A 15,735-nucleotide genomic window follows, 5' to 3' on the forward strand; every position below is an offset into this window, starting at 1 on the left:
AAGTTTTGATGTCACTGGCTCGCCTGGGAGACGGGCGAGACGCGTGTTCGTCGCCAGCGAAGACGGCTGTGGGCCCATGCCGTTACTGCCATGATGTGCCGATGAATACGACACCGGATGGACGGCCCATCCCCCCTGCGCATGCTGACGAGCGCGCCATGCTGGAGGCATGGCTGGACTTTCACCGTGCGACTCTCGCCCTGAAGTGTTCGGGCCTCAAAGATGATCAATTACGGCTTGCCGCAGCGTCACCGTCCTCGATGACGCTGCTCGGTCTCGTCCAACACCTGGCTGAAGTGGAGCGCAACTGGTTCCAGCGTGTATTCGCAGGTCAGGATGTGTCACCGGTCTTCGGGGAGAGCAACCTCGACGGTTTTGGGCTCCGGCCGGAACGAGGAATCGACGAGGCGATGGCTGCCTGGCAAGCAGAGGTCGTCCGAGGCCGTGAGCTGATCGCTGACGCATCGCTGGAGGACTCCGGCCGCCTGTCTGAACAGGAAGCGGGTCACGTCGGCGATCAGGGGGTCTCCTTGCGCTGGATCATGGTGCACATGATCGAGGAATACGCACGTCACAATGGTCATGCCGATCTCATCCGCGAGCAGATCGACGGAGTCACCGGCGCATGAGACGTGCTTGCGCGGTCGGAAGTACCGCGCAAGCACCCGGCTCCCGCTCTCAGCCGGCGGCGGCCTGCTCGGCCAGGGCCTTGGTGTGGGCGAGCCGGTAGGACTCGGTGCCGGTCTGGATGATGGCGCCGTTGAAGGTGAGCCGGTCGACGATGGCCGCGCAGAGCCGGGGGTCGGTGAACGTCTTCGTCCATTCATCTGGGGCTGGCACTTGTTCCCTCACAAGAGTTGCTGCTGCCACCTGGCCGTTTCCTGCCCCTGAGGTCGTCGTTGGTTCTCGCGGTAGCACCCTGGTTTTGAAGGTGCCGCCTTGACCGTTCAGGCCATTGAGCGAGAAACCGACGTGGCCTGACCCGGCTCCAGTTGTTACGCAGGCTCCTCGCCCGGCGGGATGAAGGCGTCGGCGCCATCCGCATCCTCGACATGCCCGTGGACGTCGACCGTGATGGCAGTCGCCCGGCCCTGCGACGTGATGAGCCAGGCCAGCACCTGTTCTGTCAGCGGCGCTCCTCCCGGACCCTCATCGTTCCAGTGCATCCGCCACCCTCCACCAGGGACCGCGGCCACGACCTGCTCGGCCCCGGCTCGCTGGTTTACCGGCAGGGCATCACCGAGGGCGCTCCCAACGCGGTGCAGGTCAGCGACCGGTTCCACCTGTGGCAGGGCTTGTCGAAGCGGGTTGGGGATGTCGCCGCCGCCCATCGCGGCTGTCTGACTGCCGCGGTGCCCGAGCCCGAACCGGCCCTGCCGCCGAGTCCAGCGGCGCCGCCCGACCAGGCTGATACTCCTGCCCGCCGCCACGCGAAGAACCTCTTCGAGGCGGTGCACGCGGTGACCGACACCGGCTGCTCAATCAACGCCGCAGCCCACCAGTTGGGCCTGAACCGGCGCACCGTGCGCAAATACGCCCGAGCCGCTACCTGGCAGGAATGCGTACGCGCGCACTGCCGGGAATTGGACCGAACCCACGGCCTGGTACGTCAGTTCGCCGCCATGCTCGACGCCCGCGACGCCGCCCCGCTGGCGGACTGGCTCGAGCAACTTGCGACCTCCCGTCTCCCGGCTCTGGCCAGCCTGGCCAAGGCCATCCGCGAGGACCAGCCCGCGGTCGTGCAGGGCATCACCACCCCGTTCAACTCCGGCGTCAACGAAGGCCGCATCACCGACCTGAAGCTCCAGAAACGGATCATGGCCGGACGCGCTGGGGTCCCGTTGCTCCGCCACCGCGTCATCCTCATGGCCCTGCTCCGACGCCGCTTCCCGTGACGGAGCGTCACCGGCGCACGGGGGCACACCCCTGCGTCACGGAAACCTTGCCCAGGGCCAGCTTAGGTCGTACGCCGACAGTGATGGGGGAGGCGTCCGCGGAGATGCGCAGCTCGGCACGCTGCGTTCGTCCCATTCCAGGTGCAGGAAGGGCGCCCATGGCGCCATTCCGCGCCTCGGAGACGACACAGAGGCCATGCGGGGGCCAGCGCTGGGGCAGATCGGCGGGCATCCGTTCGCAGTCCTCTCCCCGGTCCGCCCGCCGCCCTCCCCTGAGCAGGCGCAGTCCAAGAACGGTACGGTAAACGCGCGGGGCATGGGTGATCGCCGTATGGCCACAATCCCTTCGGGTGAAGGGGCCTTGACGAAGGCTCCAGCACCTTCGTGCCCTGGCTCAGCCGGTGGCCGAACAGCCGGGCATTGACGGCAACGAGGCCTCGCCCGTCAAAGTGCTGATGCGCCGACGGACCGCCGCGAGCATCTCGGCCCGGTCTTCCCTGATCGGGTAGTCGATCCGGTCGTAGCGCAGTTGGAGAGCGGCGGTGCGATCCGGAGACTTCAAGAGAACCAGGCCGAGGCTCCCTCCGGGCGTAAGGTCGCGGTGACCGCACAGCTCCAGCGGCAGACCATGGCGCGGGTCGGTCAGAGCCTGCACCAGTTCGGCGCGGCGCAGGGCTGTCTCGGAGTCGTGCTCGAGCTGCAGAATCCACCACTCCCCCTCGGTAGGGCCGCGCACATGCCGCGCTTGACCGTGGCGGCGTGGCGTCCGGCGCATGGGGCCGCGTAGTCCCTCGTCGTCGGTCCGTGGGCGCGGCCGACACGTTCGAGGAAATGGATAGGCCCTACCGTCCGGCTTCGGCCCCGAGTTCCGCCAGGCGGGTCAGGACAGGCAGAGCCGCGGCGATCGCCTGTCGCTCCGCGGGCGTCAGCTGGGCGATCAGCGGGATCAGGTGACGGCCCCGGTCCTCGTGCCGGGCCTGGCCGATCTTTCGGCCGTTGTCGGTGATGTGGACGAGGACGGCGCGTCCATCCGTCGGGTCGGGGCGGCGTTCCACGAGACCGTCGCGCTCGAGCCGGGTGACCAGCTGAGTGAGCCCTGGCTGGCTGATCTGCTCGGTTGTGACGAGTTCGGTCAGCCGCTTCGGACCGCTGACGGCCAGCGTGTCCAGCACGGACAGCGTCGTGAACGACAGCTTCTGCACCGCGGGAAGCCGGATGTAGTAGCGGTTGAAGTTCTCGATCGCTCTGGTGAGGTCACCGACATCCAAGTCGGTGTTGCTGTCAGCACGCTGAGTAGAAGTCACCCTGGAAATGTATCGCAGCCTTATATAAGCTCCTGATCGATCGCGTGCCGGAGCCTCGTCCAGGCGCACGGTTTGCATTGCACCGCGGCGCAACGGCGCGTCAGTGGACTTGTAGAGCGCTAGGTGAGGAACACGCCAATGACTGTGCGAATCGGCATCAACGGCTTCGGGCGCATCGGTCGCAACGTCTTCCGTGCGGCGGCCGCGCGGACTTCGGAGCTGGAGATCGTCGCCGTCAACGACCTGGGCGACGTGCCCACGATGGCCCACCTGCTCGCTTATGACTCGATCCTGGGGCGCTTCCCCGAGGAGATCACCGCCGAGCCGGGCGCGATCCGTGTGGGTGAGCGGACGCTCAAGGTCCTCGCCGAGCGCGACCCCGGCGCCCTGCGCTGGGGCGACCTGGGAGTGGACATCGTGATCGAGTCCACCGGCATCTTCACGAGTGCCGAGAAGGCGCGCTCACACGTCGAAGGCGGAGCGAAGAAGGTCATCATCGCCGCTCCGGCCAGCGGCGAGGACATCACGGTTGTCCTCGGTGTCAACGACGGCGCCTACGACCCTGAGCGCCACACCATCATCTCCAATGCCTCCTGCACCACCAACTGTCTCGCCGTGCTGGCCAAGGTGCTGCACGACGCCGTCGGCATCGACTGCGGCATGATGACCACGGTCCACGCCTACACGCAGGACCAGAACCTCCAGGACGCCCCGCACAAGGACCTGCGCCGGGCCCGGGCCGCGGGCCTGAACATCGTGCCCACCTCCAGCGGCGCCGCCAAGGCCATCGGCCTCGTCCTGCCGGAACTCGCCGGCCGACTGGACGCGTTCGCCCTGCGGGTGCCCGTTCCGACCGGCTCGGTCACCGATCTCACGGTCATCACCCGTCGGGGCACCACCGTGGACGAGGTGAAGGAGGCGTACGCGGCGGCGGCCTCGGGACCGTACAAGGGTTTGCTGTCCTACATGGACGCGCCGCTGGTCAGCACCGACATCGTGGGCGACCCGGCCTCCTGTGTCTTCGACGCCGGGCTCACCCGGGTGTCCGGCCCGCAGGTCAAGGTCGTCGGCTGGTACGACAACGAGTGGGGCTACTCAAACCGCCTTATCGACCTGGCACTGCTCATCGGGTCGTCTCTGTAGTTTCTCGCCGACCCGGCGTCCGTACCACGGCGCGCAGTGCACCCGACGCCACCGATGCCGTCGGTGTGCCCGGATGCCCGACGAATCCCCTGCACGACGCCGCGAGGACAGACCAAATGAAGGAACTTCCGACGTTACCGTTCGATAACCCATCCATACTCGGCATCGCGCCCAAGATGCGCGCACTGCAGCAGGAGGGGCCGATCACCAGGGTGCGGACCGCCGGTGAGGATGCCTGGCTGGTCACCCGCTACGACGAAGTGAAGGCACTCCTCTCCGACCGCCGACTCGGTCTCAGCGATCCCAAGCCGGTGCGGGCGGTCAAGAGCACGGCCAGAAGCACCATGATGGCGCTGATGGCCGGGGACGACTACGGCACCGAGGCCACCGAGCATCCGCAGATGCGCGAGCTGCTTGTGCCCCGGTTCTCCACGCGCCGGATGCGCCTGATGAAGACCCGGATCGAGCACCACGTGGACAAGCTGCTCGACCAGTTGGCCGCCAGCACTGCGCCGGCCGACCTGCACCGCGCGCTGTCGTTTCCGTTGCCGACCATGGTGGTCTGCGATCTGCTCGGCGTGCCGTTGGCCGACCGGGAGCGGATCGGGCAGTGGGCGAGAGGCACATTCGACCAGAGCGACAGCCGGCACTCGGTGAACACCTTTCAACAGGTTGTCGACTACATAACGGAACTGGTGGTGCGCAAGCGAACCGAGCCGGGCGACGACATCCTGTCCGAGCTGATCGCCGAGAAAGACGGCACACTGTCCACTGAGTACATCGCCCAATTGGGTTGCGCGGTGCTGTTGTTCGGCTACGAGACCACCATTGTGCGCATCGACATGGGCACCCTGCTGCTGCTGCGCAACCCGGCCCAGCGTGCCCTGCTGGCCGAGAATCCCGAACTCGCGCCGGCCGCGGTCGAGGAGATCCTGCGCCTGGCCGTCGGCGGCAAGGGATCCAACGCGCTGATACCCCGCTACGCGCACAGCGACATCACCGTCGGCGAGACAGTGATCCGGACCGGGGACGCGGTGATGCTGGCCATCGGCGCGGCCAACATCGACGACCGGGCGTTCCCCGCCAGCGACGTGCTCGACCTGACCCGGGACAAGCCCAAGTCGCATATGGCGTTCGGGCACGGCACCCGGCACTGCATTGGCCGCGTGCTGGCCCGGATCGAGCTGACCGCGGTGTTCGAGCGGCTGTTCCGCAGACTGCCAAACCTGCGGCTCGCGGTACCCGAGGAGTCGCTGCGCTGGCAGGAGCACCGGATCACCGGCGGATTCGATGAAATCCCCGTTACGTTCTAGTGGCATTGCATGAGCGAAACACAGCCGTCCACCATTCATGGTCATAGGTGGCACATACCGCAAGATCGAAGCCGTCGGCCCGCCCGGATGCTTGACGCTCCTTCCCCCACGCACAGTCACGAGGACAAGGAACCATGACGGACACTTTCAGTGACTACGTCGACTGCACGCCCCTTCTCGACGACCGTGAGGCCCTCGACCGGTTCTACGACGAGCACGGCTACCTCTATCTGTGCGGCGTTCTGGACCGTGAACTCGTGCGGACCGCCGCCGAGCAGATGCTCGAGGGCCTGATCGCACTCGGCCACGCCGCCCCCGGCACCACGCTCGACACCCTCACCATCGAGTCCTTCGAGGCGGTCGACGAAGTGGCGATGCACGACTACGTCAAGTACGACGACCTGTGGAACCACCCCTCGACCCTCAAGGTCTGGGAGAAGGTCTTCGGCGAGCCCGTCTTCGTCTTCAAGTCGACGACGATCCGCTATTACCCCTCCGCCGCGGGCTCCGCGGAGCCGAGCTTCCTGACGCCGCTCCACCAGGACGGCTTCTACATCGGCCCGAACAAGGATTTCCGCACCGCCTGGATGCCGTTGCTCCCGACGACCCGCGGCATAGGCGGCGTCGCCGTCGCCGACGGCAGCCACAAGAAGGGCCCGCGCGAGCACGTCGTCACCCCGAACTTCCGCCGCTTCGGCCACGCCGTGCGCGGTATCCCGCCGGAGGAGTTCGGCGTGGACGAGCAGCTGCTGTTCTCGCCCATGGAACCGGGCGACGTGATCATCTTCCACGCCTTCATGTGCCACAGGTCCATCCCCAACGTCTCGGCGAACCCGGCCGGCATGCGGATGTCGATGGACACCCGCATCCAGCCCGCCTCCTCGCCCCGCGGGTTCAACTCCCTGACCCCCTGGCCGGAGTCCGCGAAGGACGCCTCCAAGGGAATCCTGTCCAAGATCACCGGCACCCCCACCACCACCGAGTGATGTTGGCACCCCGCATCCGCCCCAACCGTCCCCCACAAACGCCCGGGTAGGCAGCGCATGACGAAACGCGAGGGCCTCCCCCCTCTCAAGGAGCCCAACGCGACCCCGGAGCCCTCGGCCGGTACGGAACCGGCCGTCGAGGGGCTCAGCGGCATCGCCCTCGTGGTGGTGCTCATCGGATACGCCCTGTCCATCGTGGACGCCTCCATCGTCAATGTGGCGCTGGCCTCGATCAGTGACGACCTCCACGGCGGCCCCGCCGCGCTGGAACTGGTGGTGTCCGGCTACGGCCTCACCTACGCCCTCGGCCTGGTGCTGGGCGGACGGCTGGGCGACGCCTACGGCAGACGGCGCCTGTACGCCTACGGGCTCGCGGCGTTCACCGCCACCTCGGCGCTGTGCGGACTCGCCCCGACCATCGAGTTCCTCGTTGTGGCACGCCTGTTGCAGGGTGCGGCCGCCGCCATGCTCGTACCGCAGGTGCTGGCGACGATCCAGGCGGCCACCGTGGGCCAGGCGCGCGCCCGGGCGATCGGCCTGTACGGCGCGACCGCGGCTCTCGGCATGGTCATCGGGCAGATCCTGGGCGGGCTGCTGGTCTCGCTGGACATCGCCGGGATCGGCTGGCGGTCGGTCTTCGCGATCAATGTGCCGATCGGAGTGGCCGCGCTGCTGGCCGTCCGGCGCGTCCCCGCGACCAGGGCCGACGCGAAGCCGGGCTTCGACCCGCGGGGCACCTTGCTGTTCGGTGTCACCATGGTCTGTGTCCTGGCCGTGGTCGTGGCGGGCCCCGACCTGGACTGGCCGCTGTGGCTGTGGTCGCTGCTCGCGGTCGCCGCGGTGGGGGCGCTGGCGCTGGTACGGGCCGAACGCGGGCTGGAGGCGCGGGGCGGCTCACCCCTGCTGTCCCCGTCGGTGCTGTCCCATCAGGGGATGCGCAGGGGGCTGGCGGCGATGGTGCCGTTCTCGGCCGGCTTCGGCGCCTTCCTGTTCGTCTACGCGCTGATCGCGCAGGGGCACTTCGGCTTCGACGGGCTCGAATCCGGCGGAGGGCTGGCGCCATTCGCCGTGGCGTTCTTCGCGGTGACGCTGTTCACCCCGAGGATCGCGGCGGCCCTGGGCGGCCGGATCGTCACCCTGGGCGCCCTCGTCCAGAGCGCGGGCCTGCTGCTGCTCGCGTTGGTGATCTGGCTGGGCTGGCCGCATCCCTCCCTGGCGCTCGTGCTCGTCGGGATCGGCTTCTACGGCGTGGGCGCGGCGCTGACCGGTCCGACGCTGTTCCGGATGATCCTCGCCGACGTACCGCCCGCGCAGGCCGGCATGGGCAGCGGTGTGCTGGTGACCAGCCAGCAGATGGCGACCGCGCTGGGCGCGACCGTCGGCGGAACCCTCTATGTCTCTCTGGCCGGCTCGCTGTCGACGGCGTCGGCGGCCGTGCTCGTTCTCGCCCTGTTGGGGTGTTTCTCGGTGACCGTTCTCGTGATCAGCCTGAAGCTCCCCGACCCCAACTGACACCCGCGCCCCTCGAACGGCGCGATCTGATCCAGACCTTCTCCTTGGCAACGGCGCGCCTTCCTTCGGCGTGCCCGCAGCAGAAGCGGAGACAACCAGGTGCAGTTACGACCAAGAACAGCTGTGGTGACCGGCGCGGCCAGTGGCATCGGCCTCGCCCTGAGCGCCCGCTTCGCGCGGGCCGGCGTCGGTGTGGTCATGACGGACGTCGAGGGCGACGGGGTGCACCGCCGGGCCGCCGAACTCGCCGCACAGGGCGGGGAGATCACGGCGGTGACGGCCGACCTGACCGACCCGGATGCGGTCGAACGGCTCGCAGACATGGCGTTCGACCGGTTCGGCGATGTCGATGTGGTGTGCAACAACGCCGGGGTCCTCGGGCCGGTCGGACAGCCGTTGTGGACGGTGCCGCTGGAGGAGATGCGGCGGGTCTTCGATGTGAACCACTGGGCGCACGTCCTGGTGGCCCGCGCCTTCGTCCCCCGGCTGATCGACAGCGGCCGTCCCGCCCATCTGATCCATACGGCCTCGATGTCCGCCTTCGTCGTCGGCGCGGGCAGCGCCGCCTACGCCGCCTCCAAGCATGCCGACCTGGCGGTCGCCCGCAGTCTGCGCGCGGACCTGCAAGGCACCCCGGTCCGGGTGTCGGTGTTGTGTCCCGGCCGGGTCGACACGCCCATGGTCCAGGGCCTTCAGGCCCCGCGCGGCGCGGGCGGTGACACCACGGTGAGCGCCGAGGAGGTCGCCGGACTCGTGTGGGAGGCCCTCGGGACCGACCGCTTCTACCTGTTCAGCAACTCCGACGCCGCGCTGCGGCTGCGCGACCAGTTCGACGACGTACGGCGTCATGTTTCCCTTCCGCCCCCTTCCCCCGAGGAGGAATTGTGGCCCGCACCGAAAGCGACGACCGTAGCGACGAAACATTAACCATCGACCTGGAAGCGGTGAGGGAGAAATACCGGCAGGAACGCGACAAGCGCAACGTCGGCCGCACCTACCAGTTCGCGCGCGGTGACTTCAGCCGCTACGCACAGGACCCCTGCACCGAGCGGCAGGAGCGCGAGCCGCTCACCGACGAGGTGGACGTCGCGGTGGTCGGCGCCGGTATCGGCGGCCTGCTGACCGGCGCCCATCTGCGCCAGGAGACCGGTCTGGACCGCATCCGGCTGATCGACGCCGCCGGTGACGTCGGCGGGACCTGGTACTGGAACCGCTTCCCCGGCGTCCGGTGCGACGTCGAGAGCTACATCTACATGCCGCTGCTCGAAGAGATCGGCACGGTGCCCACCGAGAAGTACGCGACCGGGCCTGAGATCTTCGCGCACCTCCAGGCGATCGCCCGCACGTACGACCTCTACCGCGACGCCCTCTTCCAGACGTCCGTCACCGAGCTGCGCTGGGACGAGGCCGCCGGGAAGTGGCTGGTGAGCACCGACCGCGGGGATCTGATCCGGGCTCGGTACGTGGCCATGTCGATCGGTCTGATGCACCGCCCCAAACTCCCCGGGCTACCGGGCCTGGAGACGTTCGCCGGGCACTCCTTCCACGCCAGCCGCTGGGACTTCGACTACACCGGCGGCGACAGCACCGGCGGCCTGACCAAGTTGCGGGACAAGAAGGTCGGCGTCATCGGCACCGGCTCGACCACCATCCAACTCGCCCCGCACCTCGCCGAGTGGTCCGAGGAGCTCTACCTCTTCCAGCGCACCCCGGCCACGGTCGACGTGCGCGGCAACCGGCCCACCCCGCCCGACTGGGCGGCGAGCCTGGAACCGGGCTGGCAGCAGCGCCGTATGGAGAACTTCCACGCCCTGACCTCCGGTATCCCGCAGGACGAGGACCTGGTCCAGGACCGCTGGACCCAGACCACGGCCAAACTGGCCGCCGCGATCCTGCCCACCGGCGACACCGGGGGCGACCCGAAGGAGCGGGCGCTGGCTGCCGAGCGGGCGGACTTCCTCAAGATGGAGGAACTGCGCGCCCGCATCGACAGCGTCGTGACCGACCCCGCGACCGCCGCCGCGCTGAAGCCGTACTACCGCGTGTACTGCAAGCGTCCCTGCTTCCACGACGGCTATCTGCACACCTTCAACCGGCCCAATGTGACCCTGGTGGACACCCAGGGGCAGGGCGTGGAGCGGCTCACCCCGGCCGGGGTGGTCGCGAACGGCCGGGAATACCCGGTCGACTGCCTCATCTTCGCCACCGGATTCGAGCACGAATTCTCCGTCCCGTACACCGACCGCGCCGGCTACGACATCGTGGGCCGGGGCGGCATAAAACTGTCGGAGAAATGGGCACAAGGGGCCCGTACTTTCCATGGACTTCAGGTGAACGGCTTCCCCAACTGCTTCATCCTGTCCAAGGTCCAGGCCGGTCGGCACGTCAACATCGCCTACATGCTGGGCGAGCAGACCCGGCACCTCGCGCACATCGTCAAGTGCGTCGAGAAGCGCGGCCATCAGGTCGTGGAGGCCTCGGAGGCGGGCGAGAAGGAATGGTGCGAGGAGATCCTGCGGCTCGCCTCCAACGACCTCGACTTCCTGGAGAACTGCACGCCCGGCCTCTACAACAACGAGGGAAACCCCGGCGAACTGCCCGCGCTCAATTCCAGTTACGGCGGCGGCTCGGTGGAGTTCGTGAACATTCTCAGGCGCTGGCGCGAGGCGGGCGATCTCGCCGGTCTCGAACTGCGCTGACCACCCCCACCCCTCTGCGAAAGGCGTCAACCCCCATGGACGTAACGCCGATACCCGGCGCCGCTCTCGGCGCAGTCGTGCACGGCGCCCAGGTCACCGGCGACATGGACAAGACCCAGTTCGAGGAGATCTGGGCGGCGCTCGACACGCATCTCGTCCTCGTCTTCCGCGGCCACAAGACCCCCTCCTACGAGGAGTTCCTGGCCTTCGGCCGCCGCTTCGGACACATCCCGAAGACCGGTCTGACCAGCGGCGCCCACCCCGAGCACAACGAGATCCTGATCGTCTCCAACCTGGTGGAGAACGGCCGCAAGATCGGCGTCGGCGACGCCGAGTGGATGGGCTGGCACACCGACTACTCCTTCCGCCCCCGCGTCTCCCAGGTCGGTTTCCTGGAGGCCGTGGAAGTGCCGCTCTCCGGCGGCGGGGAGACCCTCTTCACCGACATGTACGCGCTGTACGAGTCGCTGTCGCCCGAGGAGCGTAGGCGTCTGCACTCCTACCGGGTCCGCCACGCTCTGCGCACCGGGTACGAGGAGACCATCGAGGAGGAGCTCCAGGGCGAGGTGTCCCTCGGCGAGAGCACCGAGCCGATCCAGCCCGAGGACGGCACCTCCACCATCCACCCGCTGATCGCCCGCAATCCGCGCACCGGCCGCCAGTCGGTCTACGTCAGCACCCTGAACACCAAACGGATCGTGGACCTCGCCCCCGACGAGAGCCGCAAGCTGCTCGACGAACTGCTGTCGCACGCGGGCAAGCCCCAGTACACCTACGCCCACACCTGGCAGCCCGGGGACATCGTCATGTGGGACCAGCTCGGCACCGTGCACGCCAAACAGGCCTTCGACCCGGCCGAGAGGCGCATCATGCGCCAGGTCGTCAGCATCTTCGACGACCCGACCGAGCCCTGGCGCGCGGAGGTCGCCGCATGAGCACCGCTCCCGCCTGCCTGAGCCACAGTCGGGTCGCGATCACTCCGGCGCTGCGTGCCGCCGTCGACCGGCTCGATCACCGCTCACGTCACCAGGCGGCTTACCACTTCGGCTGGATCACCGCCGGCGGCGCGCCCACCAGCGCCGACGCGGGCAAGGCCGTACGTCCGGCGCTGGCGCTGCTGTCGGCCGAGGCGGTCGGCGCATCGCCGGAGGTCGCCCTGCCCGGCGCCGTCGCCGTGGAGCTCGTGCACAACTTCTCCCTGATCCACGACGATCTGATGGACGGGGACGAGGAGCGCCGTCACCGGCGCACGGTGTGGAAGCTGTGGGGCGCCTCCAGCGCGATCCTGACCGGTGACGCGTTGCTGGCGCTCGCCCAGGAGGTGCTGCTGGACTCCGGGCTGCCGACGGCGGCGCCCGCGGCCCGGCTGCTGGCCCGCACCACCCGGCATCTGATCCGAGGCCAGGTCCAGGACCTGTCCTTCGAACAGCGCTCGCACGTCACGGTCGAGGACTGCGTCGACATGGCCGCCGGCAAGACCGGCGCGCTGCTGTCGGCGAGCGCCGCGATCGGCGCCGTCCTCGCCGGGGCGCCGGAGGCGACGGTGGACGCGCTGGCGCTCTACGGCGACCAGGTGGGCCTGTCCTTCCAGCTCGTCGACGACGTTCTCGGTATCTGGGGTGATCCGGCCGTCACCGGCAAGCCGGTCCACTCCGATCTGCGTTCCCGCAAGAAGTCCCTGCCGGTCAGTCACGCACTCAACCAGGACGGCCCGCTCAGCGTGGAGCTGGCCACCTGGCTCACCACCCCCGGCGAACCCGACGAGGAGGAACTGCGGCGCGTGGCCGACCTGATCGCGGGTGCCGGCGGCCGGGACTGGGCGCTGGCCGAGGCCGCCCGGCGGATGGCACAGGCCGAGGACGCGCTGCGCGGCGTCGAGCTGGACGCCGGTGCGCGGGACGAACTCCTCGCGCTCGGACGGTTCGTCGTCGACCGCGAGGTGTGAGACCGGACCGGACCTGATCCCCGTACCCGTATCCCCTTCCTCCCCCTCATCAGAGCGCTACCCGTTCGGCTCCCACCCCCACCCACGTCAAGGATTCCCCCATGCCCCAGGATGTCGACTTCTACATACCCCTGCCGGGCCGGCAGAGCCCGGACCACGCTCGCGCCGAGGCCGAGCAGCTGGCCTGGCCGCGCTCGCTCGGGCTGATCAGGTCCGAGGCGGCGGCCGAGCGTCATTTGCGCGGCGGCTACGCCGATCTGGCCTCCCGCTTCTATCCGCACGCCACCGGCGCGGATCTGGACCTGGGCGTCGACCTGATGTCGTGGTTCTTCCTCTTCGACGACCTCTTCGACGGGCCCCGCGGCGAGGACCCCGAGGAGGCCAAGAGCCTTACCGACGCAGTGGCGGCCGCGCTGGACGGACCGCTGTCCGCCTCGGCGCCCCCGATCGCGCACGGGTTCGCCGACATCTGGCGGCGCACCTGCGAGGGCATGACACCGGCCTGGTGCGCGCGCAGCGCCCGGCACTGGCGCAACTACTTCAACGGATATGTCGACGAGGCGGAGAGCCGGTTCTGGAACAAGCCGTACGACTCCGCCGCTCAGTACCTCGCCCTGCGGCGGCACACCATCGGCGTGCAGCCGACGGTGGACCTCGCTGAGCGCGCGGGCCGCTTCGAGGTGCCGCACCGGGTCTTCGACAGCGCGGTGCTCTCCGCGATGCTCCAGATCGCCGTCGACGTCAACCTGCTGCTCAACGACATCGCCTCGCTTGAGAAGGAGGAAGCCCGCGGCGAGCAGAACAACATGGTCATGATCCTGCGCCGCGAGCACGGCTGGACCAAGAGCCGCAGCATCGGCCACATCCAGGGCGAGGTGCGTGCCCGGCTGGAGCAGTACCTGCTGCTGGAGTCCTGCCTGCCGAAGGTCGGCGAGATCTACCGACTGGACGCGGCCGAGCGCGAGGCCCTGGAGCGCTACCGCAACGACGCCGTGCGCACCGTGATCCGCGGTTCCTACGACTGGCACCGCTCCTCGGGCCGCTACGACGCCGAGTTCGCGCTCGCCGCCGGCGCCCAGGGCTATCTGGAGGAGCTCGGCAGCACCGCCCACTAGCAGCGCCGTACAGCTGTCAACAGACCAGCAAAGACGGGAAGTTGAGAACCGAATGTCTGACCAGACCACCTTCTCGGCGGGAGCGGCGCCCGGGGGGCTGCCCGTCGTGGGACACGCCCTCCAGATGATGCGTCACCCCGTGAACTTCATGACCTCGCTGTCGGCCCACGGGGACCTGGTCGAGATCAGGATCGGCCCCACCACGGCCTACGTCCCGACCCACCCCGAACTGCTGCGGCATGTGCTGACCAACGACCGCATCTTCGACAAGGGCGGCGTCTTCTACGACCGGGCCCGGGACATCGCCGGCAACGGCCTGGTCACCTGCCCGTTCGCCGACCACCGCCGCCAGCGGCGGCTGATGCAGTCTGCGTTCACCCGCTCCCAGCTCAAGCGGTACGCCGAGGCCATGCACGCGGAGATCGAGGCCACGGCGTCGCGCTGGCACGACGGCATGGTCGTCGACGCCTTCCAGGAGATGTACGGCATGGCCCTGCGCACGGTCGGCCGCACCCTGTACTCCACCCCCGTCAGCCCCGAACTGGCGGCGCAGGTGGAACGTTCCTTCGACGTCGTGCTCAACGGCCTGTTCCGGCAGATGTTCCTGCCGGCCTCGATCCGCCGGCTGCCTCTGCCCTCCCAGCGCCGCTACCGGAGCAACCTGGCCTTCCTGCACCAGACCACCCAGCGGCTGATCGACGACTACCGCAGCTCCGACACCGAGCGCGACGACCTGCTCGCCGCCCTGATCGCCTCCCGCGACGAGGACGGCGGCCGGCTGGGCGACACGGAGATCCACGACCAGGTCATCACCGTCATGGCGGCCGGCACCGAGACCGTCGCCGGCACCCTCACCTGGGTCTTCTACCTGCTCTCCCAGCACCCGGAGATCGAGGCCGCGCTCTACGACGAGATCGACACCGTCCTCGACGGCCGCGCCCCGCAGTGGGACGACCTGCCGCACCTCTCCCTGGCCGACCGGATCATCTCCGAGACGCTGCGCCTGCACCCGCCGGCCTGGCTGTTCACTCGCCTCACCGCCTCGGAGACCGAACTCGCGGGCCGCCGGCTGCCGGCGGGCTCGACCGTCGTCTTCAGCCCCGCCGCGGTCGCCCAGTACGAGGAGGCATTCGACAACCCCACCAAGTTCGACCCCGACCGCTGGCTCCCGGACCGCGTCGCGCCAGCCTCCCGCCACGCTTACGTGCCGTTCGGCACCGGCGCCCGCAAGTGCATCGGCGACCTGTACGCGCGCACCGAGGCCACCCTGGGGCTGGCCACCATCCTCGGCCGCTGGCGGGTGACCTGCGAGCCCGGCATGGACGTCCGCCCGGTCCCGCTGGCCACCGTCTACCACCCGCGCCGGCTGCGCCTGAGGCTGGACGCGCGCACCCCGCGCCGGATGACGTCCGCCGTCCCCGCACCGGCCGGAGGTGACCCGGCATGAGCGCGGGGAACGTCGTCCTGGCCCAGCCGCGCGGCTTCTGCGCGGGCGTACGGCGCGCCATCGGCATCGTCGAGCGGGCGCTGGACCTGCACGGCCCGCCGGTGTATGTGCGCAAGGAGATCGTGCACAACCACTACATCGTCTCGGAGCTGGAGAAACGCGGGGCGGTCTTCGTCGACAGCGAGGACGAGGTCCCGCAGGGCGCGGTCTGCGTCTTCTCCGCGCACGGCGTCTCGCCCGGAGTGCGGTCCGCCGCCGCGGGCCGGCGGCTCGAAGTCATCGACGCCACCTGCCCGCTGGTCTCCAAGGTGCACCAGGAAGCGACGCCACCACCCTGCGGGAGGCCATAGCCTGCGACGACGGCCCGACCGCCCTG

Annotated in this window: 15 protein-coding genes and 2 pseudogenes; 13 read left to right on the top strand and 4 right to left on the bottom strand. The window is 69.0% G+C overall.

Annotation, left to right across the window (positions count from 1 at the left end):
- The first annotated feature begins 101 nt into the window (after positions 1–101).
- Positions 102–629, top strand: coding sequence for a DinB family protein (locus tag H4N64_RS22635; protein WP_186284250.1), 528 nt, complete (start codon positions 102–104; stop codon positions 627–629).
- 49 nt (positions 630–678) lie between these two features.
- Here H4N64_RS22635 and H4N64_RS22640 read toward each other — a convergent pair.
- Together H4N64_RS22640 and H4N64_RS22645 are read right to left on the bottom strand one after the other, a co-directional pair.
- Positions 679–822: pseudogene (locus H4N64_RS22640) on the bottom strand (ATP-binding protein); the annotation flags it as partial.
- Positions 823–995: 173 nt separating this feature from the next.
- Entirely contained in the window at positions 996–1,166 is a 171-nt protein-coding gene (locus H4N64_RS22645; RefSeq protein ID WP_186284331.1) for a hypothetical protein, read from the bottom strand.
- On the opposite strand from H4N64_RS22645, the gene H4N64_RS22650 reads away from it, so the two are divergent.
- Entirely contained in the window at positions 1,161–1,895 is a 735-nt protein-coding gene (locus H4N64_RS22650) for a transposase (RefSeq protein WP_336246763.1), read from the top strand. The two genes, H4N64_RS22645 and H4N64_RS22650, sit on opposite strands and share 6 nt — an antisense overlap.
- 394 nt (positions 1,896–2,289) lie before the next feature.
- Here the strand turns inward: H4N64_RS22650 and H4N64_RS22655 are convergent, their stop codons facing one another.
- Both H4N64_RS22655 and H4N64_RS22660 read right to left on the bottom strand, forming a co-directional pair.
- Positions 2,290–2,670 (bottom strand): hypothetical protein, encoded by a 381-nt coding sequence (locus H4N64_RS22655; protein ID WP_260859884.1) that lies wholly within the window; start codon positions 2,668–2,670, stop codon positions 2,290–2,292.
- 67 nt (positions 2,671–2,737) lie between these two features.
- Positions 2,738–3,199: a MarR family winged helix-turn-helix transcriptional regulator gene (locus H4N64_RS22660; RefSeq protein ID WP_336246765.1), complete on the bottom strand. Its 462-nt coding sequence runs from the start codon at positions 3,197–3,199 to the stop codon at positions 2,738–2,740.
- Between the two features lie 138 nt (positions 3,200–3,337).
- Between H4N64_RS22660 and gap the strand changes: the two genes are divergently transcribed.
- From gap to H4N64_RS22715, 11 genes and pseudogenes are all read left to right on the top strand, one after another.
- Positions 3,338–4,342, top strand: a complete 1,005-nt coding sequence (gene gap, locus H4N64_RS22665; RefSeq protein ID WP_186284252.1) for a type I glyceraldehyde-3-phosphate dehydrogenase — start codon at positions 3,338–3,340, stop codon at positions 4,340–4,342.
- Between the two features lie 116 nt (positions 4,343–4,458).
- Entirely contained in the window at positions 4,459–5,655 is a 1,197-nt protein-coding gene (gene penM, locus H4N64_RS22670; RefSeq protein WP_186284253.1) for a pentalenolactone synthase, read from the top strand.
- Positions 5,656–5,789: 134 nt separating this feature from the next.
- On the top strand, positions 5,790–6,641 hold the full coding sequence (ptlH, locus tag H4N64_RS22675) for a 1-deoxypentalenic acid 11-beta-hydroxylase (RefSeq protein WP_186284254.1): 852 nt from the start codon (positions 5,790–5,792) through the stop codon (positions 6,639–6,641).
- Between the two features lie 57 nt (positions 6,642–6,698).
- Positions 6,699–8,153 (top strand): MFS transporter, encoded by a 1,455-nt coding sequence (locus H4N64_RS22680; RefSeq protein ID WP_186284255.1) that lies wholly within the window; start codon positions 6,699–6,701, stop codon positions 8,151–8,153.
- A 126-nt stretch (positions 8,154–8,279) separates the two neighbouring features.
- Complete coding sequence (gene ptlF / locus H4N64_RS22685) at positions 8,280–9,080, top strand: 1-deoxy-11-beta-hydroxypentalenate dehydrogenase (protein ID WP_336246767.1); 801 nt, start codon at positions 8,280–8,282, stop codon at positions 9,078–9,080.
- A complete protein-coding gene (ptlE, locus tag H4N64_RS22690; protein ID WP_336246769.1) occupies positions 9,038–10,852 on the top strand; it encodes a neopentalenolactone/pentalenolactone D synthase in 1,815 nt (604 codons plus the stop codon). Before ptlF ends, ptlE begins: the two co-directional genes overlap by 43 nt.
- Before the next feature lie 35 nt (positions 10,853–10,887).
- The gene (gene ptlD, locus H4N64_RS22695; protein WP_186284257.1) at positions 10,888–11,787 is read left to right on the top strand and encodes a neopentalenolactone/pentalenolactone F synthase; all 900 of its coding nucleotides are present in this window, start codon (positions 10,888–10,890) and stop codon (positions 11,785–11,787) included.
- Positions 11,784–12,797 carry a polyprenyl synthetase family protein gene (locus tag H4N64_RS22700; protein ID WP_186284258.1) on the top strand — a complete coding sequence of 338 codons (1,014 nt, stop codon included), beginning with the start codon at positions 11,784–11,786 and terminating at the stop codon, positions 12,795–12,797. The genes ptlD and H4N64_RS22700 overlap by 4 nt, the downstream gene beginning before the upstream one ends.
- Before the next feature lie 101 nt (positions 12,798–12,898).
- On the top strand, positions 12,899–13,912 hold the full coding sequence (gene ptlA / locus H4N64_RS22705; RefSeq protein WP_186284259.1) for a pentalenene synthase: 1,014 nt from the start codon (positions 12,899–12,901) through the stop codon (positions 13,910–13,912).
- A gap of 52 nt (positions 13,913–13,964) precedes the next feature.
- Positions 13,965–15,359 (top strand): pentalenene oxygenase, encoded by a 1,395-nt coding sequence (gene ptlI, locus H4N64_RS22710; protein ID WP_186284260.1) that lies wholly within the window; start codon positions 13,965–13,967, stop codon positions 15,357–15,359.
- Positions 15,356–15,682 (top strand): annotated as a pseudogene (locus H4N64_RS22715) (4-hydroxy-3-methylbut-2-enyl diphosphate reductase); the annotation flags it as partial. The gene ptlI and the pseudogene H4N64_RS22715, both read left to right, overlap by 4 nt.
- Positions 15,683–15,735: the final 53 nt, after the last annotated feature.

The organism is Streptomyces cupreus, from assembly GCF_014257025.1.
GTDB classification, from domain to species: domain Bacteria; phylum Actinomycetota; class Actinomycetes; order Streptomycetales; family Streptomycetaceae; genus Streptomyces; species Streptomyces cupreus.